Below are 25,328 nucleotides of genomic sequence, written 5' to 3'. Positions count from 1 at the left end.
GCGCACCCACGAAGCCACACCACCTGCCCGCCGACCACCCCGCTCCCGAAGCGCGACCCCGAGAGGTTCTGATGTCGGAACAAGAAAAGCTGCTCGGCTACCTCCGGCGGGTGACGGCTGATCTGCACCAGACGCGGCAGCGCCTACAGGATGTGGAGTCGGCGGCCCGGGAGCCGATCGCGATCGTCGGGATGAGCTGCCGCTTCCCCGGTGGGGTGCGCACCCCCGAGGAGTTCTGGCGGCTGCTGAGCGGCGCCGAGGACGCCATCACGCCGTTCCCCGAGGACCGCGGCTGGGACCTCGACTCGCTTTACGACACGGATCCCGACCGGGCAGGCACTTCCTACGCGCGTGAGGGCGGGTTCCTGTACGACGTCGGGGACTTCGACGCCGATTTCTTCGGTATTTCGCCGCGTGAGGCGCTGGCGATGGATCCGCAGCAGCGGCTGCTGCTGGAGACGTCGTGGGAGGCCATCGAGCAGGCGGGTATCGATCCGGCCTCGCTCAAGGGCAGCCAGTCCGGTGTCTTCGTCGGGGCCGTGGCTCCCGATTACGGGCCGCGGGTGCATGAGGCTCCCGATGGTGTCGAGGGCTATCTGGTGACCGGCAGTGCGATCAGCGTGCTGTCCGGGCGTGTGGCCTACACGATGGGATTGGAGGGCCCGGCGGTCACGGTGGACACCGCGTGTTCCTCGTCGCTGGTAGCTCTGCACCTGGCCGTACAGGCCCTTCGTCAGGGGGAGTGCTCCCTGGCCCTGGCCGGTGGTGTCACCGTCATGGCCACGCCCGGCACGTTCATCGGCTTCAGCCGGCAGCGCGGGCTCGCAGCCGATGGACGGTGCAAGCCCTTCGCGGCGGCGGCCGACGGTTTCGGGCCGGCCGAGGGCGTCGGCATGCTGTTCCTGGAGCGGCTCTCCGACGCACAGCGCAACGGGCATCGTGTGCTGGCCGTCGTCCGGGGGACGGCGACGAATCAGGATGGTGCGAGCAGTGCGCTGTCCGCCCCCAACGGGCCGTCGCAGCAGCGGGTGATCCGCCAGGCGCTGGCCAATGCCGGGCTCACGGCCGGGCAGGTCGACGCGGTGGAAGCGCATGGGACGGGGACGTCGCTGGGTGATCCGATCGAGGCGCAGGCGCTGCTGGCCACGTACGGCCGTGAGCGTACGGCGGATGATCCGCTGCTGCTGGGGTCGGTGAAGTCGAACATCGGTCATACGCAGGCGGCGGCCGGTGTGGCGGGTGTGATGAAGATGGTGCTGGCGATGCGGCACGGCATGCTGCCCCGCACCTTGCACATCGACGAGCCGTCCCCGCACGTTGACTGGGCGACGGGCACCATTGAACTCCTCACCGAGGCGACCGCGTGGCCTGAGGGTGAGGAGCCGCGCCGGGCCGGGGTGTCCTCGTTCGGCATCAGCGGCACCAACGCCCACGTCATCATCGAGCAGGCGCCGTCACCGGCCGCTACCGACGCCGCTTCTGACGCGGGCGTGGCGGAGGAGACGGAGGCGCCCCGGGTGGCGCTCCCGCTCGTCCCCTGGCTGCTGTCGAGCAAGTCCGAGGCGGCGCTGCGCGCCCAGGCCACGCGGCTGCTGGACCACGTGGAGCGGCACCCGGAGGTCGCGGCCGAGGACATCGGATTCTCCCTCGCCACCACGCGGACCGCCTTCGAACACCGTGCGGTCGTGCTGGCTCCGGGCCGTGCGGAGGCGGTACGGGCGCTGGCTGATCATCTCGCGGGCCGGGGCGGCTCCGGGCTGGTCGAGGGTGTTGCCAGGCGTAGTGCCGGGGTCGCCTTCGTCTTCCCCGGTCAGGGGTCGCAGTGGGTGGGCATGGCGGCCGGGCTGCTGGAGTCTTCGCCGGTGTTCGCCCGGCGGATCGAGGAGTGCGCGGCGGCCCTGGCGCCGCATGTGGACTGGTCACTGGTGGATGTGCTCGGTGACCCCGTGGCGCTGGAGCGGGTGGATGTCGTACAGCCCGCCCTGTTCGCGGTGATGGTGTCGCTGGCGGAGCTGTGGCGTTCATACGGCGTGGAGCCGTCGGCCGTCATCGGCCACTCGCAGGGTGAGATCGCGGCGGCGTGTGTGGCGGGTGCGCTGTCGCTGGAGGATGCCGCGAAGGTGGTGGCGCTGCGCAGTCAGGCGATCCGGGCGCTGTCCGGGCGCGGTGGCATGGTGTCGGTCTCGCTGCCCGTGGAGGCGTTGCGGGAGCGGCTCGCGACGTGGGGTGAGCGGTTGTCGGTGGCGGCGGTCAACGGGCCCTCGGCTGTCGTGGTCTCCGGTGATGTCGACGCGCTGGAGGAGCTCCTGGCGGCCTGCGAGGCGGAGGAGATCCGGGCCCGCCGGATCCCCGTGGACTACGCCTCGCACTGCGCCCATGTCGAGGCCATCGAGGGCGAGCTTCAGCAGACCCTCGCGGGAATCGCCCCGCGCTCCTCGTCGGTGCCGTTCTACTCGACGGTGACCGGCGGGGTGCTGGACACGGCCGGGTTGGACGCGGGCTACTGGTACCGCAATCTGCGCGGGACCGTGCGTTTCGACGAGACCGTACGGGTGCTTCTCGACGAGGGCTTCCAGACGTTCGTGGAGGCCAGCGCGCATCCGGTGCTCACCATGGGCATCGAGCAGACGGCCGAGGACCACGGCACTCCCGTGGCGGCCATCGGCTCGCTGCGCCGCGGCGAAGGCGGCCTGGGCCGGTTCCTGACCTCTCTGGCCGAGGCGCACGTCGGCGGTATAGCCGTCGACTGGCGGACGGTGTTCGCCGGGACCGGTGCGCACTCCGTCGACCTGCCGACCTACGCCTTCCAGTATCAGCGCTACTGGCTGGACGCCAACCCGGTTGTCGAGGCGGCGGCCGGTAACGGCTTGAGCGTGGACGCGGTGGACGCGCGCTTCTGGGAGGCGGTGGAGCGCGAGGACCTGGAGGCGCTGACACGGACGTTGGAGGTGGCGGACGAGGAGCAGCAGTCGTCGTTGACGGCGTTGCTTCCGGCGCTGTCGTCCTGGCGTCGTCAACGGCGCGAGCAGAACACGGTGGACAGCTGGTGTTACCAGGCGGTCTGGAAGCCCCTGGCATCCGCGTCCGAGACCACGCTCTCGGGCACCTGGCTCGTGGCCATTCCGGAAGGCCGTGGTGACGATGTATTGGTCGCCGCCGTGCTGGACGGGCTGGCCGGGCGCGGTGCGCATGCGGTTCGCGTAGCCGTCGGGGCGGCGGATGGCCGTGAGGTGATCACGGAGCGGCTGCGCGTGGCCCTCGATGGCGCGGCGATGGAGCCGTCGGGCGTGGCGGGTGTGTTCTCGCTGCTCGGGCTGGACGAGTCGGCACATGAGTCCTTCGAGGTGGTCCCGGCCGGGCTGGCGGCGACGGTGGGCCTGGTTCAGGCGCTGGGCGACGCGGATGTGGTGGCTCCGCTGTGGTGCGGCACCCGGGGCGCGGTGTCGGTGGGGCGTTCCGACCGGCTGGTGAGCCCGGTGCAGGCGATGGTGTGGGGTCTGGGCCGGATCCTGGAGGCGGAGTACCCCCAGCGCTGGGGCGGCGTCGTGGACCTGCCCGAGACCATGGACGACCGCGCGATGACCCGTCTGGCCGGAGTGCTGACCGCCGCGCAGACCGAGGACCAGGTCGCGGTGCGCGGGTCCGGCGTCTTCGCCAAGCGGCTGGTGCGGGCCTCCGCGCCTGAGGCCACGAGCGCGGATGGCTGGCGTCCGAGTGGTTCGGTGCTGGTGACCGGTGGTACGGGTGCGCTGGGTGGCCATGTGGCCCGCTGGCTGGCGCGTGCGGGTGCTGAGCATCTGGTGCTGACGAGCCGCAGTGGCATGGAGGCCGAGGGCGCCGCCGAGTTGACGGCGGAGCTGGAGGCGCTGGGTGCCCGGGTGACCGTGGCGGCGTGCGATGCGGCCGACCGTGACGCGCTGGCCGCGGTGCTGGACGGAATCCCGCGGGAGTTCCCGCTGACGGCCGTGGTGCATACGGCCGGTGTGCTGGACGACGGTGTGGTGGACGCCCTGACGGTGCGTCGGGCGGCCGGGGTGCTGCGTCCGAAGGTGGACGCGACCCGGAATCTGCATGAGCTGACCGCGGGGATGGATCTCTCGGCGTTCGTGCTGTTCTCCTCGGCGGCGGCCACATTGGGCGGTCCGGGCCAGGGGAGTTACGCGGCGGGTAACGCCTACCTCGACGCGCTGGCGTTGCAGCGGCGCGCGGACGGCCTTCCGGCCACGTCCATCGCCTGGGGCGCCTGGGCCGGAGGCGGCCTCGTCACGGATGAGGTCGGCGACCAGATGAGCCGGTCGGGGATCCTGGCCATGTCCCCCGAGCTGGCGATTTCGGCGCTACAGCAGGCCCTGGACCACGATGAGACGTTCCTCGCGGTCGCGGACATCGACTGGACGCGCCTCGAGGCGGAGTCCGCCGACGCTCCCCTCTTCCGCCAGTTGCGGAGCGCGCGGAGCGCGACCACGGAGAAGCAGCCCACGGCGGGCAGTGCCGCCCCCGGGCGGGCGGAACTTCACCACCGGCTGGAAGCCATGCCCCCGGAGAAGCGCGAAGGGGCGCTGCGGGATCTGGTGCGTGCCCAGGCCGCCGACGTTCTCGCCCACGACAGCGCGGACGCGGTCGCGTCGGACCGGGCCTTCCGCGACCTCGGCTTCGACTCGCTGACCGCCGTCGAACTGCGCAACCGGATCGGCGCGGCGACCGGGCTGCGGCTGCCGGTCAGCCTGGTCTTCGACTACCCCACACCCACGGTGCTGGCACGGTTCCTGAACGGCGAGATGTTCGGCACCGAGGAAGGCGGCGCCACCGAGACGGCGCCGACCCGCTCGGACTCGCTCGACGAGCCCATCGCGATCGTGGCGATGAGCTGCCGGTTCCCGGGCGGTGTGCGGACCCCCGAGCAGCTGTGGGACGTGGTGAACGCCGGAGTCGACACGATCTCCGGCTTCCCCGACGACCGTGGCTGGGACCTTGACGGGCTGTACGACCCTGACCCCGACAAGCCGGGCACGACCTACGCCCGCACCGGCGGATTCCTCGACAACGTCTCCGACTTCGACCCGGACTTCTTCGGCATCTCGCGGCGTGAGGCCCTGGCCATGGACCCCCAGCAGCGGCTGCTGCTGGAGACGGCCTGGGAGGCGTTCGAGCGCGCCGGCATCGACCCGGCGGCGTTGCGTGGCAGCCAGGCGGGCGTCTTCATCGGCTCGAACTACCAGGACTACAGCGGCCGGCCCATCAGCGTGCCGGACGGCGTGCAGGGCTATCTCGGACTCGGCAGCGCGTCGAGCGTTGCCTCCGGCCGCCTCTCCTACACCTTCGGTTTCGAAGGCCCGGCCATGACGGTGGACACCGCGTGCTCGTCGTCGCTGGTCGCCCTGCACCTGGCGTGCCAGTCGCTGCGCCAGGGCGAGTGCGACATGGCGCTGGCCGGCGGTGTGACGATCATGGCCACGCCTGGCACGTTCGTCGAGTTCAGCGCCCAGCGCGTGCTGTCGCCGGATGGGCGGTGCAAGGCGTTCTCCGCCGAGGCGGATGGCACGGGCTGGTCCGAGGGTGTGGGCCTGCTGGTGGTGGAGCGGCTGTCGGACGCACGGCGCAAGGGCCACCAGGTGCTGGCCGTCGTCCGGGGTTCGGCGATCAACCAGGACGGTGCGTCCAACGGTTTGACGGCGCCCAACGGCCCGGCGCAGCAGCGCGTGATTGGCAAGGCCCTCGAGAACGCGGGCCTGTCGACCGCCGATGTGGACGCGGTGGAAGCCCACGGCACGGGCACCTCGCTCGGTGACCCGATCGAGGCGCAGGCGCTGATGGCCACCTACGGCCAGGGGCGGCCGGAGGACGAGCCGCTGTGGCTCGGGTCCATCAAGTCGAATATCGGGCACACGCAGGCGGCCGCCGGTGTGGCCGGGGTCATCAAGATGGTGATGGCCATGCGGGAGGGCGTGCTGCCCAAGACGCTCCACGCGGACGAGCCCTCGCCGCACATCGACTGGACCAGCGGCGCGGTGTCCCTCCTGAACGAGCCGACCCCGTGGCCGGAGACGGACCGCCCGCGCCGGGCGGCCGTGTCCTCCTTCGGGATCAGCGGCACCAACGCGCACACGATCATCGAGGCGGCCGACGCCGTCGAGTCGCCGTCGCCGGAGACGGGCGGCGAGGCCACCGGTTCCCCGGCCGGCCTCGCGGTGGTTCCGTGGCTGCTCTCCGCCGGCAGCCCTGACGCGCTGAGCGCTCAGGCCGGGCGACTGCTCGAGTTCGACGGTGTGCGTACCGCACACGCCAATGACCTCGCCGACATCGGCTATTCGCTGGCGACGACCCGTTCCGCCCTGCCCTACCGCGCGGTTGTGGTCGCCGAGGACCCGGCCCAGTTCCGGTCCGGACTCGACGCGCTGGCGGCGGGCGGGAACGCGGCCACGCTGATCCGGGGCGTGGCGCGGGCCGAGCACAAGACGGCGTTCCTGTTCTCGGGCCAGGGTGCGCAGCGTCTGGGCATGGGCCGGGAGCTGTACGGTGCCTTCGCGGTGTTCGCCCAGGCGCTGGACGAGGTGTGCGCGCATCTCGATGTGCTGCTCGACCGTCCGCTCACCGAGGTGATGTTCGCGGCCGAAGGCAGCGCGGATGCCGACCTGCTGAACCAGACGGCGTTCACCCAGCCCGCGCTCTTCGCCATCGAGGTGGCGCTGTTCCGCCTGCTGGAGCACTGGGGCATCACCCCGGATGTGCTGATCGGCCACTCCATCGGCGAGATCGCCGCCGCACACGCGGCGGGGGTGTTCTCGCTGGAGGACGCGTGCGCGCTGGTGGCCGCCCGTGGCCGGCTGATGCAGTCCATGCCCGAGGGCGGCGCGATGGTGGCCGTCCAGGCGCCCGAGGAGGAGATCGCGGCGTCGTTGGCCGGTCGTGAGGCCGAGGTGAGCATCGCCGCCATCAACGGCCCGACCGCCGTGGTCATCGCGGGCGATGAGGCCGCGGTGCTGGAGATCGCCGGACAGTGGGAGCGAGCGGGCCGTAAGACGCGTCGTCTGCGCGTCAGCCATGCCTTCCACTCCCCGCGCATGGACGGGGTGCTCGGCGACTTCCGTAAGGTCGTCGAGGGTCTGTCGTTCGCTCCGCCGACCCTCTCCCTGGTCTCCAACGTCACCGGCACATCGGCGGACCCGGACGAGGTGTGCTCGCCGGAGTACTGGGTGCGCCATGTGCGGGAGGCGGTGCGGTTCGCGGACGGGGTACGGACCCTGGAGAAGCTGGGCGTGACGTCGTTCGTGGAGGTGGGCCCGGACGGTGTGCTCACCGCGATGGCCCAGGACTGCCTGACGGCCGAGGAGTCCGACGGTGGGCTCGCCCCCTCCCTCGTGCCCGTGCTGCGCAAGGACCGGCCCGAGATCCAGTCGCTGACCATGGCGCTGGCCGAACTCCACGTCCACGGCACCACGGTGAAGTGGGACGCGGTGTTCGCCGGGCGTGGCGCCCAGCGGGTGGAGCTGCCCACCTACGCCTTCCAACGGCAGCGCTACTGGCTCGAGACGGCGCCGGCCGCCGAGGGGGATGTGACCTCGGCGGGGCTGGACGCGCCCGACCATCCGCTCCTCGGTGCCGCCGTCGCCCTGGCCGACACCGACACCTATCTGTTCACCGGCCGTCTGTCCGTCGCCACTCAGCCGTGGCTGGCCGACCACGTCTTCGCGGAGACCGTTCTCTTCCCGGGCACGGCCTTCGTGGAAGTGGCCCTGCGCGCGGCGGAGCAGGTGGGCTACGAGCGGCTGGACGAACTGACCATCGAGACGCCGCTGGTCCTGCCCGCACGGGGCGCGGCCCAGATCCAGCTCACCGTGGGCGAGCCGGACGAGTCCGGGGCCCGTGCGCTCAGCCTGTACTCCAGGTCCGAGGACGCCCAGCCGGACGACCCCTGGACACGTCACACGACCGGCCTGCTCACCAGGGACCCGTCCACCACGGCACCGGAGTCCGTGGCCGCCGACTTCGCCGTGTGGCCGCCCGCGGACGCGAAGCCGATCGACGTGGACGGTCTCTACGACCGCTTCATCGACGTGGGCTTCGCCTACGGTCCGGCCTTCCAGGGGCTGCGAGCCGCCTGGCGCCGTGGTGACGAGATCTTCGCCGAGATCGACCTGCCCGAGACGCAGGAGGCCGAGGCCGCGCGGTACGGCCTGCACCCGGCGCTGCTCGACGCCTCGCTGCACACCGTCGCGTTCAACCCCACCGGTACCGACGGCAGCACCCTTCCCTTCTCGTGGAACGGGGTGACCCTCCACACCGGTGGCGCGTCCGCGCTGCGCGTACGGCTTGCGAGCGCCGGCGGGGACACCGTCTCCCTGCACGCCACCGACACCTCCGGCGCACTCGTCGTCACGGTCGACTCCCTCGTGCTGCGACCCGTGGCCCCGGAGCAGGTGAACTCCGCTCAGCCGCACGAGTCGCTGTACCAGGTCGAGTGGGTGCCCGTGGACACCTCCCGCGCCCCGGAGCCGAACGGCGTGGCGGCCGGGCGCTGGGCGCTCGTCGGACCCGACCAGGCCGAGGTGGGCGGTGTCCTCGGATCGGCCGATGGCACCGTGGACACCTACCCGGACCTCGCGGCCCTGGCCCAGGCCATCGACGCGGGCGCCACCGCTCCCGACGTCGTCCTGGCCTCGAGCGTGTCCGGCACCCGCCGGACACGGGATCTGGCGGGGGCGGTACGGGAAGCCGGCCACCGCGCCCTCGACCTGCTCAAGAGCTGGCTGGCCGACGACCGCTTCGGCGCCTCCCGACTGGCGTTCCTCACTCGGGGAGCCATCGCAGCGGGCGACGACACCGATGTGGCCGACCCCGCCGCCGCGGCCGTCTGGGGACTGGTGCGCTCGGCCCAGTCCGAGAACCCCGACCGGTTCGTCCTGGCCGACCTGGACAGCCAGGAAGGCTCGCGCCGGATCCTCCCAGTGGCGCTCACCGCCGATGAACCACAGATCGTGGTCCGCGACGGCACGGTCCTGGCCGGCAGGCTGGCCCGGGTCCCGGCGCGCGGCGACGAGCCCGGGCAGGACACGGCCACGCCCGGCATGACCTGGGACCCGCAGGGCACCGTCCTGGTCACCGGAGCGGCCTCCGGCCTCGGGGGCCTGGTCGCCCGGCACCTCGTCAGCGAGCACGGTGTGCGCAACCTCGTGCTGGCCAGCCGCCGCGGTCTCGCCGCGGACGGCGCGGCCGAACTGCGCACGGAGCTGGTGGACCTCGGCGCCCAGGCCACGGTCGCCGCCTGCGACACCGCCGACCGCGACGCCCTCGCCGGACTCCTGGCCTCCCTGCCGGACGAGCACCCGCTCACCGCCGTGGTTCACACCGCCGGTGTGCTGGACGACGGCGTCGTCGAGGCACTCACTCCCGAGCGCTTCGACCGCGTGCTGCGGCCCAAGGTCGACGCGGTGCTCAACCTGCACGAGCTGACCGCCGGCCTCGACCTGTCCGCGTTCGTGCTCTTCTCCTCGCTCTCCGGGACGCTCGGCGGCCCGGGCCAGGCCAACTACGCCGCCGCCAACGCCTTCCTGGACGCGTTCGCGCACCGCCGCCGGGCCGAGGGCCTTCCCGCCCAGTCACAGGCCTGGGGGCTGTGGGCGGAGCGCAGCGGCATGACGGGCAAGCTGGACGAGGCCGATACGCGGCGCATCGCCCGGGAAGGCGTGACCCCGATGGGCTCCGAGGAGGCCCTGGCCCTCTTCGACGCCGCTTGCGGCATCGACACGGCGACCCTGGTCCCGGCACGGCTCAACGCCTCGGCGTGGCGAGCCCAGGACGGACCGATCCCGGCCCTGCTGCGGGGCATCATCCGGACCACGGCTCGGCGCGGCCCCGCGAGGACATCCACGGCCGGTTCCGGCGCCGACCCCGCCGACCTGCGTCGCCGTATCGGCTCGATGAAGCCTGCCGCCCGGCAGCAGGCGCTCCTGGAACTGGTGACCGAGCACGCGGCCATGGCGCTGGGCCACGACAACACTCGCGCCATCGTCCCGGACCGTGGATTCCTCGAGCTCGGCTTCGACTCGCTGACCGCGGTCGGACTGCGCAACCAGCTGGGCACGGTGACCGGCCTCCGGCTGCCCGCCACCCTGCTGTTCGACTACACGACGTCCAGGGCGCTGGCCGGGTATCTGGCGGAGGAACTCGTCGCGGAAGAGCCGGACGCGTCGGTGGTGCTGCCGGTCCTGTCGGAGCTGGAGAAGCTGGAGAACTCCTTCGCCGAGGTGGTGGCGGACGAAGCCGCCAGGACACGCCTCACATCACGCTTGCAGCAGGTGCTGGCGAAGCTGACCGCAGGCCAGCAGACCCAGACGACGAACGGTGGGGTCGCTGCCGCCGACAAGTTCGAGTCGGCAACCGACGACGAGATCTTCGACTTCCTCGACGAGGAGCTCGGAACGTCGTGAGCGGAACGCACCCCGTCCCTGGAAGTTACCGGCCGAAGGCTTTCAACCCCCTGTCCCGGGGTTCTCAGAGGAGTGACAAGAGGCAGTGAGCGACACCAAACTGCGCGATTACCTCAAGCGCGCGACGGCCAGTCTGCATGAGACTCGTCAAGAGCTGCGGGAACTCAAGGACAGGGACACGGAACCCATCGCGATCGTCGGCATGGGATGCAGGTATCCGGGTGGTGTGGAATCGCCGGAAGACCTGTGGGAGCTGGTCGCCTCGGGCACCGACGCCATCTCCACCTTCCCCGTGGACCGGGGATGGGACGAGGACCTGTACGACCCGGACCCGGAGAAGCCGGGCAAGAGCTACACGCGTGAGGGCGGGTTCCTGCACGACGCGAACGGCTTCGACGCCTCGTTCTTCGGCATGAGCCCGCGCGAGGCGCTGGCGACAGATCCGCAGCAGCGGCTGCTGCTGGAGACCTCGTGGGAGGCGCTGGAGCGGGCGGGCATCGACCCGGCGTCCGTGCGCGGCAGCCGCACCGGCGTGTTCGTCGGTGTGATGTACAACGACTACGGTTCGCGCATCCAGTCGATACCGGAGGGTCTCGAAGGCCACCTGGGAAACGGCAGCGCCGCAAGTGTCGCGTCCGGCCGCATCTCCTACACCTTCGGCTTCGAAGGTCCCGCGGTGACCGTGGACACGGCGTGCTCCTCGTCGCTCGTGGCGCTGCACCTGGCCGCGCAGGCCCTTCGCAAGGGCGACTGCTCGCTGGCGCTCGCCGGAGGCGTGGCCATGATGGCGACACCAGGGGTGTTCATCGAGTTCAGCCGGCAGCGCGGACTCGCCGTCGACGGTCGCTGCAAGTCGTTCTCGAACGCGGCCGACGGCACCTCATGGTCCGAAGGCGCCGGTGTGCTGCTGCTGGAACGGCTGTCCGACGCGCGGCGCAACGGGCACCAGGTACTGGCCGTGGTACGGGGCGCCGCCGTCAACCAGGACGGGGCGAGCAGCCGGCTGACCGCGCCGAACGGTCCCTCGCAGCAGCGGGTGATCCGCGACGCGCTGCGGAACGCGGGCCTGTCGGCGGCCGATGTGGACGCGGTGGAGGCACACGGCACGGGTACGACACTGGGTGACCCGATCGAGGCGCAGGCCCTGCTGGCCACCTACGGCAAGGAGCGCCCCGGGGCGGACCGGCCGCTGTGGCTGGGGTCGTTGAAGTCGAACATGGGGCACACCCAGGCGGCCGCCGGCGTGGGTGGCGTCATCAAGATGGTGATGGCGATGCGGCACGGTGTGCTGCCGAAGACCCTGCACGTGGAGGAGCCGTCGGAGCACGTGGACTGGTCGGCGGGGGCGGTGTCGCTGCTGACCGAGCCGACCCCGTGGCCGGAGACGGGGGCACCGCGCAGGGCCGGTGTGTCCTCGTTCGGGGTGAGCGGGACCAACGCACATGTGCTCTTGGAGCAGGCTCCGGAGGCCGAGGTGGTCGATGCCGCCGAGGCCGAGGGCGTCGACGGTCCGGTGGCCTGGGTGGTGTCCGGACGTGGTGCGGGGGGATTGCGGGCCCAGGCCGGGCGGCTGCGGGATTTCGTGGCGGAGCGCCCGGAGTACGGTGTGGCCGATGTGGCGCTGTCGTTGGTGACGACCCGGTCGGTGCTGGAGCACCGAGCGGTGGTGGTGGGCCGCGACCGGGACGAATTGCTGGCGGGCTTGGCCGCGGTAGCGGAGAAGTCGGCTCATCCGGGCGTGGTGGTGGGCGAGAGCGCGCCTCCCGGCCGTTCCGTTTTCGTGTTCCCGGGCCAGGGGGCACAGTGGGTGGGCATGGCGGTCGGACTGCTGGAGTCCTCGCCGGTGTTCGCGGAGGCGATGGCCGAGTGTGAGGCCGCGTTGGCGCCTTACGTGGACTGGTCGCTGACCGGGGTGCTGCGTGGTGTCGACGGTGCTCCCGGGTATGACCGGGAGGACGTCGTTCAGCCGGTGCTGTTCGCGGTGATGGTGTCGCTGGCGAGGCTGTGGCGTTCGGTGGGTGTGGAGCCGGACGCGGTGATGGGCCACAGCCAGGGCGAGATCGCCGCGGCGTGCGTCGCGGGTGCCCTCTCGCTGGAGGACGCGGCCAAGGTGGTGGCGTTGCGGTCGCGGGTGATCGCGGAGAGGCTGGCCGGCCATGGTGGGCTGGTGTCGGTCGGACTGCCGATCGACCAGGCGCGGGAACGTATCGCCGCTTGGAACGGCGCCGTGTCCGTGGCCGCGGTCAACGGTCCCGGTTCGGTAGTGGTGGCGGGTGCCGGGAAGGCGCTGGATGAGCTGTTCACGGCGTTGGAAGGCGAGGGGATCCGGGTCCGTCGGGTTGCCATCGACTATGCGTCGCACTCCGTCTTGGTGGAGGAGGTCCGTGAGGAACTGCTGAAGGTCCTGGCGGACATCGAGCCGCGCTCGTCGGAGGTGCCTTTCTACTCGACGGTTACCGGTGAACCGATGGACACGGCTGGGCTGGACGCGGAGTACTGGTACCGGAATCTGCGGCAGACCGTCGAGCTGGAGGCCACCACCCGCAGGCTGTTCGCCGACGGGCACTCGGTGTTCGTCGAGGTGAGTCCCCATCCGGTGCTGAGGCTGCCGGTGCAGCAGACCATCGAGGCCGCCCAGACAGAGGCCGTGGTCCTCGGCACGCTGCGGCGTGACGACGGTGGACTTGAGCGATTCTTGATCAGCGCCGCTGAGCTGTTCACCCATGGCGTCCAGGTGGATTGGGCCGCCGCGTTGGAGGAGCGTGGCGGTCGACGGGTCGGGTTGCCGACGTATGCCTTCCAGCGGGAGCGTTACTGGCTCGATGCGCCCGCGGGTGTGGGCGATGTGGGTTCGGTGGGGTTGGGCTCGCTGGGGCATCCGTTGCTGGGCGCGGTGGTGTCGCTGGCGAGTGGTGGCGGCGTGGTGCTGAGTGGGCGGTTGTCTTTGGCCACGCATGGGTGGCTGGTGGATCACGCCGTGCACGGCGTCGTGTTGCTGCCGGGAACGGCGTTCGTGGAGTTGGCGCTGCAGGCGGGCGACCAGGTCGGTTGTGGCCGGGTTGAGGAACTGACCCTGGAAACGCCGCTGATCGTGCCCGAGAAGGGCGGGGTGCACCTTCAGGTCGAGGTGGGCCAGGCGGATGCTTCCGGTTACCGCGAGGCGAGTGTGTTCTCGCGGGACGAGGCGGAGGGAGAGGGCGCGGCTTGGGTGTGCCATGCCCGTGGGACGCTCGCGCCGGCCGAAGGCGCTGATGGGGCCCTCTTTGATTTCGGGGCGTGGCCTCCGGCGGGGGCTGAGGTCGCGGATGTGTCGGGGCAGTATGTGCGGGCCGCGGAGAACGGGTTGCAGTACGGGCCGGTTTTCCAGGGGCTGAAGCGTGCGTGGCGGCGTGGCGACGAGGTGTTCGCGGAGGTGTCGCTTCCGGAGGGGGAGCGGGAGCGTGCGGGTGAGTTCGGTTTGCACCCGGCGTTGTTCGACGCGGCGTTGCACGCGATGGGCGTGAGTGAGGCTCTGTCGGGTGGTTCGGGCAGTCTGCTGCCGTTCTCGTGGCGTGGATTCTCGCTCGGCGCGGTCGGTGCCTCCTCGCTGCGAGTAAGGCTGGCTCCGGCGACGGAGGGCAATTCGGGTGCGGTGTCGGTGGTGGTGGGGGACGAGTCCGGGCGTGCGGTGGCGTCGGTGGAGTCTTTGGCGTTGCGGCCGGTCGAGGCTGGTCAGCTGCGGGTTGCGGGTGGGGCGGCCCGGGACGCGCTGTTCCGGCTGGAATGGGTGAACGCGCCCGCGGCGGATCGGGCGGTGCCCGTGCCGGACGTGGAGGTTGTGCGGGTGGTCTCCAGCGGTGCGGATGTGGTGGGTGAGGTCCATAGGGAGGTGTTTGAGGCTTTTGAGCGGGTGAGGTCGTGGGTGACCGATCAGAAGGCCTCGGACGCGCGGTTGGTGTTGGTGACGCGGGGCGCGGTGGACGTGGGCGATGGCGTTGGCGTGAGGGATTTGGCGGGGGCCGCGGCGTGGGGCCTGGTGCGGTCCGCGCAGGCGGAGAACCCCGGCCGCCTGGTGCTGGTGGATACCGATGATGTGGAGGGGGTGGCCGATCTCCTTCCCGGGATGCTGGCCTTGGGCGAGGACCAGCTGGTGGTGCGGTCCGGTGTGGTGCGGGTGCCGCGTCTGGGGCGGGTGCCGGCTGTGGCCGTTCCGGAGTCGGCCGGGTTTGGTTCGGGTGCGGTGTTGGTGACGGGTGGCACGGGCGTGCTGGGCGGCCTGGTGGCTCGGCACCTGGTGGCCCGGTATGAGGTCAAGAAGCTGGTGCTGCTGTCCCGTCGCGGTGCGGAGGCCGAGGGCGCGCCGGAATTGCGGGCGGAGCTGGAGGCCGCCGGCGCGGAGGTGGTCATCGTGGCGTGCGATGCCGCGGACCGTGTGGCTCTGGCCGGGGTGTTGTCGGGGTTGCCGGAGGGTTTTGGTCTGAGTGGTGTGGTGCATGCGGCGGGTGTGCTCGACGATGGGCTGCTGACGTCGTTGACGCGTGAGCGGATTGAGCCGGTGTTGCGGGCGAAGGTGGACGCGGCGTGGAATCTGCATGAGCTGACCGAGACGATGGACCTGTCGGCGTTCGTGCTGTTCTCCTCGGCCACTGGTGTGCTGGGCGGCGCCGGGCAGAGCAACTACGCGGCGGCGAACGTGTTCCTGGACGGCCTCGCGTCCTGGCGCCGGACGCGGGGGCTGCCGGGTGTGTCGATGGCGTGGAGTCTGTGGGCCGAGGCCAGCGGTATGACCGGCCACCTCGGCGAGGAGGACCTGCGCAGAGTGTCGCGGTCAGGTCTGGTGCCGCTCTCCTCCGAGGAAGGGCTCGAATTGTTCGACGCCGCGTTGGTGTCGGACGAAAGCGTGCCGGTCCCGCTGCGGCTGGACATCCCTACGCTGCGTGCGCAGGGCGCCGAACTCCCCACTCTCTTCCGCAGCGTCGTGCCCCACGTGATGACGCGCCGTACCGCGCGATCGGAGCAGAGCGCAAGTCTTCCCGACGAATTGCGCCGGCGGCTCGTGGGTCTGCCGCAGACGGCGCAGGACGAGATGCTGCTGGAGCTGGTCCGCGTTCAGATCGCGGCGGCCCTTGGACACGCCACCCCCGAGACGGTGAACACGCGGCAGCCCTTCAAGGAACTCGGCTTCGACTCACTGATGGCCGTCGATCTGCGGAATCGGCTCACCGCGGAGACCGGCCTGCGACTGTCCGCCACGCTGATTTTCGACTATCCGACCCCGATGGCACTCGTCGGCCACCTGCGCGACGAACTTCTGGGCGGGGACGGTGTCATCTCGTCGGCAGGCCTGCGGGAGGTGGCCGGGCCTGGCGCACCGGTGGACGACGACCCCATCGTGATCGTGAGTATGAGCTGCCGTTACCCGGGCGGGGTGCGGACGCCCGAGGAACTGTGGCAGCTGGTGATGGCGGGTACGGACGCGGTGTCCGAGTTTCCGTCCAACCGCGGCTGGGACCTTGAGGGGATGTACGACCCGGACCCCGACCGGGAGGGCACATACTACGTCCGGAACAGCGGATTCCTGCACGACGCGGACCAGTTCGACCCTGTGTTCTTCGGGATCTCGCCGCGTGAGGCCATGGCGATGGACCCGCAGCAGCGGTTGCTGCTGGAGACCTCTTGGGAGGCGTTCGAGCGGGCCGGGATCGATCCGGTCGCCAACCAGGGCAGCCGATCCGGCGTATTCGTCGGTGTCATGTACAACGACTACGCCACTCGTCTCCAGGGGAACGCTCCGGAAGGCTTCGAGGGCTCCATCGGCACCGGCAGCGCGGGCAGCGTGGCATCCGGTCGTATCTCGTACACGTTCGGTCTTGAGGGACCTGCGGTGACGGTGGATACGGCGTGTTCATCGTCGCTGGTGGCGCTGCATCTGGCGGCTCAGGCACTGCGTCAGGGTGAGTGCGAGCTGGCACTCGCCGGTGGCGTCACGGTGATGTCGTCGCCGAACGTGTTCGTGGAGTTCAGCCGTCAGCGAGGACTTTCCGCCGACGGCCGGTGCAAGGCGTTCTCGAACGCGGCGGACGGCACCGGCTGGTCGGAGGGCGTGGGCATGCTTCTCCTGGAGCGGCTCTCGGACGCCCGGCGGAACGGCCACCCGGTGCTGGCCGTGGTCCGGGGTACGGCGATCAACCAGGACGGCGCGAGCAACGGCCTGACGGCTCCGAACGGCCCGTCGCAGCAACGCGTGATCCGGCAGACGCTGGCGAACGCCCGTCTGTCGCCGGCTGACGTGGACGCCGTGGAGGCACACGGGACCGGTACCCCGCTGGGTGACCCGATCGAAGCGCAGGCGCTGCTGGCCACCTACGGCCAGGAACGTCCCGAGGGCCGGCCGCTGTGGCTGGGCGCGTTGAAGTCGAACCTCGGCCACACCCAGGCCGCGGCGGGCGTCGGTGGCGTCATCAAGATGGTGATGGCGATGCGGCACGGCGTGCTGCCGAAGACGCTGCATGTGGATGAGCCGTCGCGGCAGGTGGACTGGTCGGCGGGCGAGGTTCGGCTGCTTACGGAGGCCACGGAGTGGCCGGAGACGGGGCGTCCGCGTCGGGCCGCCGTGTCGTCGTTCGGCGTGAGCGGGACGAACGCGCACACCATCATCGAGCAGGCCCCGGTACCTGCCGAGGCGCAGCGGGACGAGGCTCCCACCGACGACCACGGCATCGCCCCCTGGGTCCTCTCCGGCCGGAGCCCGGAAGCCCTGCGCGCCCAGGCGGAGCGGCTGCGGTCGTACCTGCTCGACCGCACCGAACTGAGCACGCTGGACGTGGGTCACTCGCTGGTGGCGTCGCGGTCGGTGTTCGAGCATCGCGGTGTGGTGACGGGTGGGAACCGTGAGGAACTCCTGCAGCGGTTGGGCGCGCTGGCCGGGGACGAGGTGGTCTCCGGTGTGACGCGTGGTGTGGCGGATGTTCGTGGCCGTTCGGTGTTCGTGTTCCCGGGTCAGGGGGCGCAGTGGGTGGGTATGGCGGTGGGGCTGCTGGAGTCCTCGCCGGTGTTCGCGGAGGCGATCGGTGAGTGTGAGTCGGCTCTGTCGGCTCATGCGGACTGGTCGTTGACGGATGTGCTGCGTGGCGCCGGGGGCGCTCCTGGTTTCGACCGGGTGGACGTGGTCCAGCCGGTGCTGTTCGCGGTGATGGTGTCGCTGGCGAAGCTGTGGCGTTCGGTGGGTGTGGAGCCGGATGCGGTGATGGGTCACAGCCAGGGTGAGATCGCCGCGGCCTGTGTGGCGGGTGCGCTCTCGCTGGAGGACGCCGCGAAGGTGGTGGCGTTGCGGTCGCAGGCGATCGCGGCGAGTCTCGCCGGTCGTGGTGGCATGGTGTCGGTCGGACTGTCCGCGGACGAGGCCAAGGAGCGTATCGCCGCCTGGGATGGCGCGATCTCGGTGGCGGCGGTCAACGGCCCCGGTTCCGTGGTGGTGTCGGGTGATCCGGGTGCGCTGGACGAGATGGTCGCGCGGCTGGAGGGCGAGGAGATCCGGGTTCGCCGGGTGCCGGTGGACTACGCCTCGCACTCCGCGCACGTGGAGGGGATCCGCGAGGAGCTGCTGAAGGTTCTGGCGGACATCGAGCCGCGTTCGTCGGAGGTGCCGTTCTACTCGACGGTGTCCGGCGAGCTGGTGGACACCGTCGGCCTGGGCGCGGAGTACTGGTACCGGAACCTGCGGCAGACCGTTGAGCTGGAGTCCACGACGCGCGCTCTGCTCGGCAGTGGGCATGGCGTGTTCGTCGAGGTGAGCCCGCATCCGGTGTTGACCCTGCCGGTGCAGCAGACGGTGGAGGCGGCTGAGGCGCGGGCGGTGGTCGTGGGCACGCTGCGGCGGGATGAGGGCGGCCTGGAGCGGTTCCTGACCTCCGCCGCCGAACTGCACGTCACTGGCGTCGGCGTCGACTGGCGGAAGGTGTACGAGGGCCGTGGTGCACGGCGGGTGGAGCTGCCGACCTACGCCTTCCAGCATGAACGCTACTGGCTCGATGGATTCGGCCTGCCGCCCGGCGGAAGCGCGGCCGATGGCGCCGGTTCTGTCGACGCGCGGTTCTGGGAGGTGGTGGAGCGCCAGGATCTGGAGTCGCTGGCGGATGCGCTGGCAGTGGACAGCGAGGCGCCGCTGAGCGCGGTGCTGCCCGCCCTGTCCGCGTACCACCGCAACAACCGCGACCAGTCCACGATCGACGGCTGGCGCTACAAGGTGTCGTGGAAGCCGGCCTCCGACCTGGCCGAAGGGTCGTTGTCGGGGACCTGGCTGGTGGTGGTTCCGGCGTCCCGTGCCGGGGACGAGCTGGTGGCGGGGGTTGTCGCCGGGTTCGAGCGGCACGGCGCGGGTGTGGTGTCGCTCGTGGTGGACGAGCGGGACCTCGACGCCGACGTGCTGGGGGAGCGGCTGCGGGAAACGGTCGCGGAGGTTCCTGAGCTGGGTGGCGTCCTGTCGCTGCTCGCCCTGGACGAGGAACCCTGCCCCGGATATCCGGCGCTGTCGGGCGGCTACGCCCTGACGTTGGTGCTGGTGCGGGCCGTGGTCCGGGCGGGCATCGAAGCCTCGCTGTGGTGTGGTACGCGGGGCGCGGTGTCGGTGGGGCGTTCGGACCGGCTCACCAGCCCGGCGCAGGCGATGGTCTGGGCGCTGGGCCGGGCGGCCGCGCTGGAGCTGCCCACGCTGTGGGGCGGTGTGGTCGATCTGCCTGAGTCGCTGGATGAGCGTGCGGTGGCGCGGCTGGCGGGTGTGCTGTCTGCCGGGGGCGGCGAGGACCAGGTCGCGGTGCGTGGCTCGGGTGTGTTCGCGCGTCGTCTGGTGCGCTCGGCCGCGGCTGTCGGTGAGGGGATCTCGTGGCGGGCGCGTGGCACGGTGCTGGTGACCGGTGGCACGGGCGGGCTCGGTGGCCAGGTGGCCCGCTGGCTGGTCCGTAGCGGTGCCGAGCATCTGGTGCTGACCAGCCGCCGCGGTCTGGAGGCCGAGGGCGCCGCCGGGTTGAAGGCGGAGCTGGAGGGCATGGGTGCCGAGGTGACGGTGGCCGCGTGTGACGCGGCGGACCGTGACGCGCTCGCCGCCGTTCTGGACGCGGTGCCGGAGCACCGGCCGCTCACCGGGGTGGTGCACGCGGCAGGTGTCACGATGACGGCTTCCCTGCTGGAGACGGAGCTCGCGGACGCGGCCAGGGCGGTGTCGGGCAAGGTGGCGGGTGCAGTCAACCTGGACGAGCTGCTCGGCGACCGTGAGCTCGACGCGTTCGTGGTCTTCTCCTCCATCTCCGCCGTGTGGAGCGGTGCTGAGCAGGGCGTCTACGGCTCCGGAAACGCCTTCCTGGACGCGCTGGTGGAGCGGCGGCGTGCGCGGGGTCTGGCGGGCACCTCTGTCGCCTGGGGTCCGTGGGCCGAGGAAGGCATGGTGACCCAGGGCGACGCGGGGGAGCAGCTGGCGCGGCGTGGCCTGCCCGCGATGGCACCCGAGTTGGCGATCGCCGCTCTGGAGCGCGCGGTGGCCGGTGACGACGGTGTGGTGACGGTGGTGGACGTGGACTGGGAGCGGTTCGCTCCGGCGTTCACCGCGGTCCGGCACAGCCGGTTCCTGAGCGAGCTGGAAGAGGTCCAGCGGCTGGAGACGAAGGGGAACGACGGCGAGAGGGCCGAGGCCGCCGGGGCGCAGCTGCGCGAGCGGCTGAAGCCGCTGACCGAGGGGGAGCGGGACCGGGCGCTGCTCGATCTGGTGCGCAAGCACGCCGCCGCCGTGCTCGGTTTCGCGTCCGCGGAGATGGTCGAGCCGAACCGGGCCTTCCGCGATCTGGGCTTCGACTCGCTGACCGCGGTCGACCTGCGCAACCGGCTGGCCGCGGAGACCGGTCTCGGCCTTCCCGCCACGCTGGTCTTCGACTACCCCAGCGCCGGCACGCTCGCCGCGTATCTGCGGACCGAGGTGCTGGGGGCGTCGTCCCCGGCGATCGGTACCGGGTCCGGTGCCTCCGCCGTCGCCGGCGCGGACGACGACCCCATCGCGATCGTCTCCATGAGCTGTCGCTTTCCCGGCGGGGTGCGGAGCCCGGAGGACCTGTGGCAGCTGGTGGAGAGCGGCGGTGACGCCATCTCCTCGTTCCCGTCCGATCGCGGCTGGGATGTCGAGGGGATGTATGACCCGGACCCTGACCGGCCCGGCACGTTCTACGCCCGTGAGGGTGGGTTCCTCTATGACGCGGGGGAGTTCGACCCCGGGTTCTTCGGGATCTCGCCCCGTGAGGCGCTCACCATGGATCCGCAGCAGCGGCTGTTGCTGGAGACCTCGTGGGAGGCGTTCGAGCGGGCCGGTATCGATCCGGCATCCGTGCGTGGCAGCCAGATCGGTGTCTACGTCGGAACCACGACCTCCGGCTATGGAACCGGGCTGCAGGAGATCCCCGAGAGCCTTGAGGGACAGTTGCTGACCGGCAGCGCGACATCGGTCGTGTCGGGCCGTATCTCCTACACGTTGGGTCTTGAGGGGCCCGCGGTGACGGTGGACACGGCGTGTTCGTCGTCGTTGGTCGCTCTGCACCAGGCCGCGCAGGCGTTGCGTCAGGGTGAGTGTGAGATGGCGCTGGCCGGTGGCGTGACCGTGATGATCACGCCGGGCGCTTTTGTGGAGTTCAGCCGTCAGCGCGGGTTGGCGCCGGATGGCCGGTGCAAGCCGTTCGCGGACGCCGCGGATGGCACGGGCTGGTCCGAGGGTGTCGGTCTGCTGTTGGTGGAGCGGCTGTCGGACGCCCGGCGCAAGGGGCACCGGGTGCTGGCCGTGGTCCGGGGCTCGGCGGTGAACCAGGACGGTGCGTCGAATGGTCTGACCGCGCCGAACGGTCCGTCGCAGCAGCGGGTGATCCGGCAGGCGCTGGCGAACGCGGGTCTGTCGGCGTCCGAGGTGGACGCGGTGGAGGCGCACGGTACGGGTACGTCGCTGGGCGACCCGATCGAGGCGCAGGCGCTGCTGGCCACCTACGGTCAGGAGCGCCCCGAGGGCCGGCCGCTGCTGCTGGGCGCGGTGAAGTCGAACATCGGCCACACCCAGTCCGCCGCCGGCGTCGCCGGGGTCATCAAGATGGTGATGGCGATGCGGCACGGTGTGCTGCCGAACACGCTGCACGTGGACGAGCCGTCGCGGCAGGTGGACTGGTCGGCGGGTGAGGTGCGGCTGCTGACCGAGGCCACCGCGTGGCCGGAGACCGGGCGGCCGCGCCGGGCCGGTGTGTCGGCGTTCGGTGTGAGCGGTACCAACGCCCACACCATCATCGAGCAGGCCCCTTCCGACATCGAACAGGAGCGACCGGCCGACGCGGCGGCGCCCGACGACCGTGGTACGGCTCCGTGGGCGCTTTCCGCCCGGAGCTCGGACGGCTTGCGCGCTCAGGCGCGGCGACTGCTGGCACATCTGAATGCCCGGCCGGAACTGAGCACGCTGGATCTAGGTTATTCGCTGGTGGCGACGCGGTCGGTGTTCGAGCACCGCGCCGTGTTGACGGGCGCGGGCCGCGCGGAGCTGCTGCACGGCCTGGAGGCTGTCGCCGCTGGTGAGGTCGCCCCGGCAGTGGTCCGTGGTGTTGCGAACGCTTCGGGACTGAGGGCGTTCTTGTTCTCGGGTCAGGGTGCGCAGCGTCTTGGCATGGGGCGGGAGCTCTACGACGCCTACCCGGTGTTCGCTGACGCGTGGGACGAGGTGTGCGCGCGTCTGGACGGCTTGCTGGATCGTCCGTTGCGGGAGGTGGTGTTCGCGGCGGAGGGGAGCGCGGATGCGGAGTTGCTGGATCAGACGGCGTTCACCCAGCCGGCGCTGTTCGCGGTCGAGGTGGCGTTGTTCCGGTTGCTGGAGCACTGGGGTGTGACCCCGGATGTGGTGATCGGTCACTCGATCGGTGAGATCGCGGCCGCGCATGTGGCGGGGGTGTTCTCGCTGGAGGACGCGTGCGCGCTGGTGGCGGCTCGTGGCCGTCTGATGCAGGCGCTGCCCGAGGGCGGGGCGATGGTGGCCGTCGAGGCGTCGGAGGAGGAGGTCGCTCCGTCACTGGCCGGTCGTGAGGCCGAGGTGAGCATCGCCGCCGTCAACGGCCCGACCGCGGTCGTCATCGCCGGTGATGAGGCCGCAGCGCTGGAGATAGCCGGGCAGTGGGCGGAGCGGGGCCGCAAGACGCGCCGTCTGCGGGTCAGCCACGCGTTCCACTCGCCGCGTATGGACGCGATGCTGGACGACTTCCGCAAGGTCGTCGAGGGGCTGTCCTTCCAGGCACCGTCGATCGCCCTGGTCTCCAACCTCACGGGTGAGGCGGCCAAGGGCGACGAGATGTGCTCCCCGGAGTATTGGGTGCGGCACGTACGGGAAGCGGTGCGGTTCGCGGACGGGGTGCGAGCGCTTGAGGCGCGGGGTGTGACCACCTTCCTGGAGGTGGGGCCCGACGGCGTGCTCTCGGCGATGACGCAGGACTGTCTGACGGCGGTGGAGGCGTCGGCTCCCGTTGTGGTGCCGGTGCTGCGCAAGGACCGTCCCGAGACACAGGCGTTGACGACAGCGCTGGCCGAGCTGCACGTCAACGGGGTCACCATCGACTGGGAGTGGCTGTTCGCCGGACGTGACGCCCAGCGGGTGGAGCTGCCCACCTACGCCTTCCAGCGACAGCGCTACTGGCTGGAGGACAAGGCAGAGGTGGCAGACGGCCCCACCGCTGCCGACAGCTTGGACTCCCGGTTCTGGGAAGCCGTTGAGCGCGAGGACCTGGAGGGGCTGGCGCGGACGCTGGCGGTGGAGGACGAGGCGCAGCAGTCGTCGTTGATGGCGTTGCTTCCGACGCTGTCGTCGTGGCGGCGTCAGCAGCGTGAGCAGGCCACGGTGGACGGCTGGCGTTACAAGGTGGTCTGGCAGTCCATGGCGTCCGCCGCCGAGGCCTCGCTCTCGGGTGCCTGGCTCGTCGTCCTTCCCGCGTCGAATGCCGATGACGCTCTCGTGTCCGCCACGGTGAAGGGGCTGGAGGCGAGCGGCGCCGATGTCGTGCCGGTGGTGTGGGGCAGGTCTGATGACGATCGTGGCACGGTGGCGGAGCGGCTGCGCGCGGGGCTTGACGGGGCGGGGCTGGAGCCGTCCGAGGCGGTGGGTGTGCTCTCGCTGCTGGGGCTGGACGAGTCGGGGCATGGCGCGTTCGGGGTGGTGCCGGCCGGGCTGGCGGCGATGGTGGGGTTGGTTCAAGGGCTGGGCGACGCCGGTGTGGTGGCACCGCTGTGGTGTGGTACGCGGGGTGCGGTGTCGGTGGGGCGTTCAGACCGGCTGGTGAGTCCTGCTCAGGCCACGGTGTGGGGGCTGGGGCAGATTGTCGCGGCGGAATATCCGCAGCGCTGGGGTGGCGTCGTCGACCTTCCCGAGACCGTGGATTCTCGGGCGGTGGCGCGTCTGGCCGGGGTGTTGGCCGGTGCGGACGGTGAGGATCAGATCGCGCTGCGTGGCTCCGGGGTGTTTGTGAAGCGGCTGGTGCGTGCGTCCGTGCCCGAGGAAGCGGATGGGCGGGCGTCCTGGCGTCCGCGTGGTTCGGTGCTGGTGACCGGTGGCACGGGTGCGCTGGGTGGTCATGTGGCGCGGTGGCTGGCGGGGCGTGGTGCTGAGCATCTGGTGCTGACGAGTCGTCGTGGTATGGAGGCCGAGGGTGCCGCCGGGTTGAAGGCGGAACTGGAGGCTCTGGGCGCCCAGGTGACGGTGGCCGCGTGTGACGCGGCGGACCGTGAGGCGCTGGCCGCGGTGCTGGACGGGATTCCGGCGGAGTTCCCGTTGGATGCGGTGGTGCATACGGCGGGTGTGCTGGACGACGGTGTGATCGACGCGCTGACGGTGGGACGCGCGGCCGGGGTGTTGCGTCCGAAGGTGGACGCGGCGCGGAATCTGCATGAGCTGACCGCCGGGATGGACCTGTCGGCGTTCGTGCTGTTCTCCTCGGTGGCAAGCACGTTGGGCGGTCCCGGCCAGGGAAGTTACGCGGCGGGTAACGCCTTCTTGGACGCGCTCGCGCTGCAGCGGCGTGCGGATGGTCTTCCGGCCACCTCCATCGCTTGGGGCGCCTGGGCCGGAAGCGGCATGGCGATCGACGGGGACCTCGAAGAGCACATGAGGCGGGGCGGCATGGTCCCGATGAACCCGGAGTTGGCCATCTGCGCACTGCAGCGCGCTCTTGACGTGGACGACACCTTCGCCCTTGTCTTCGATGCCGCATGGGAGCGCCTGGCGGAAGAGCTGAAGGGGGCTCGGCCGGCACCGTTGCTGAGTGAACTGCTCAAGACGGCGCCTTCCAACGCATCACTGGTGCCCTCGGACCCGGCATCGGCCGAGTCGGCCGCGGCGGAGCTGCGTACGAGTCTGGAGGGGCTCTCCTCGGCGAAGCGTCAGCGTTCCCTCCGCAAGCTGGTCCGGCAGCACGTCGCCGCGGTCCTGGAGCACACGACGCCTGACAGTATCGAGAGCGACCGGTCGTTCAGGGAGCTCGGGTTCGACTCGCTGACGGCTGTTCAGCTCCGTAACGCGTTGGGCGCGATCACTGGCCTGGACCTGCCGACTACGTTGGTATTCGACTACCCGAACCTCACCGCGCTGGCCGCGCATCTGGAGACGAGCATGTTTCCGCAGGGCGGTGCGGTCGAGCAGAGCGACTCAGAAGAGGACCGGATACGCGAGGCGTTGGCCTCTGTTCCGCTCGCGCGTCTCCGTGAGGCCGGACTAGTGGATGTCCTGCTGGAACTCGCCCACACCTCAGAGAACGTTTCTGAGCCGGCGCCGCAAGAAGGAACGAATAGCGCGCTCGACGCGATGGATGTCGATGATCTCGTCCAGAGGGCACTGGGCGGCGCGGACCTTTGATGTTTTTGGAAGTGTGGAGATAC

Annotated in this window: 2 protein-coding genes; both read left to right on the top strand. The window is 71.0% G+C overall.

Translation table 11 applies throughout. The features are described from left to right. The first annotated feature begins 71 nt into the window (after positions 1 to 71). On the top strand, positions 72 to 10,427 hold the full coding sequence (locus tag ACMTAK_RS06150; RefSeq protein ID WP_461773807.1) for a type I polyketide synthase: 10,356 nt from the start codon (positions 72 to 74) through the stop codon (positions 10,425 to 10,427). Positions 10,428 to 10,512: 85 nt separating this feature from the next. Beyond that, positions 10,513 to 25,305 carry a type I polyketide synthase gene (locus ACMTAK_RS06145; RefSeq protein ID WP_413805216.1) on the top strand — a complete coding sequence of 4,931 codons (14,793 nt, stop codon included), beginning with the start codon at positions 10,513 to 10,515 and terminating at the stop codon, positions 25,303 to 25,305. Positions 25,306 to 25,328: the final 23 nt, after the last annotated feature.

The organism is Streptomyces lacaronensis, assembly GCF_047337785.1.
Taxonomy (GTDB): Bacteria; Actinomycetota; Actinomycetes; order Streptomycetales; family Streptomycetaceae; genus Streptomyces; species Streptomyces lycopersici.
The sequence above is the reverse complement of the archived record's forward strand: the minus strand, read 5'-3'. Positions and strand labels throughout refer to the sequence as shown.

Coding starts and splice junctions, on each gene's coding strand:
- ACMTAK_RS06150 (WP_461773807.1), top strand. CDS start 72: ATGTCGGAACAAGAAAAGCTGCTCGGCTACCTCCGGCGGGTGACGGCT.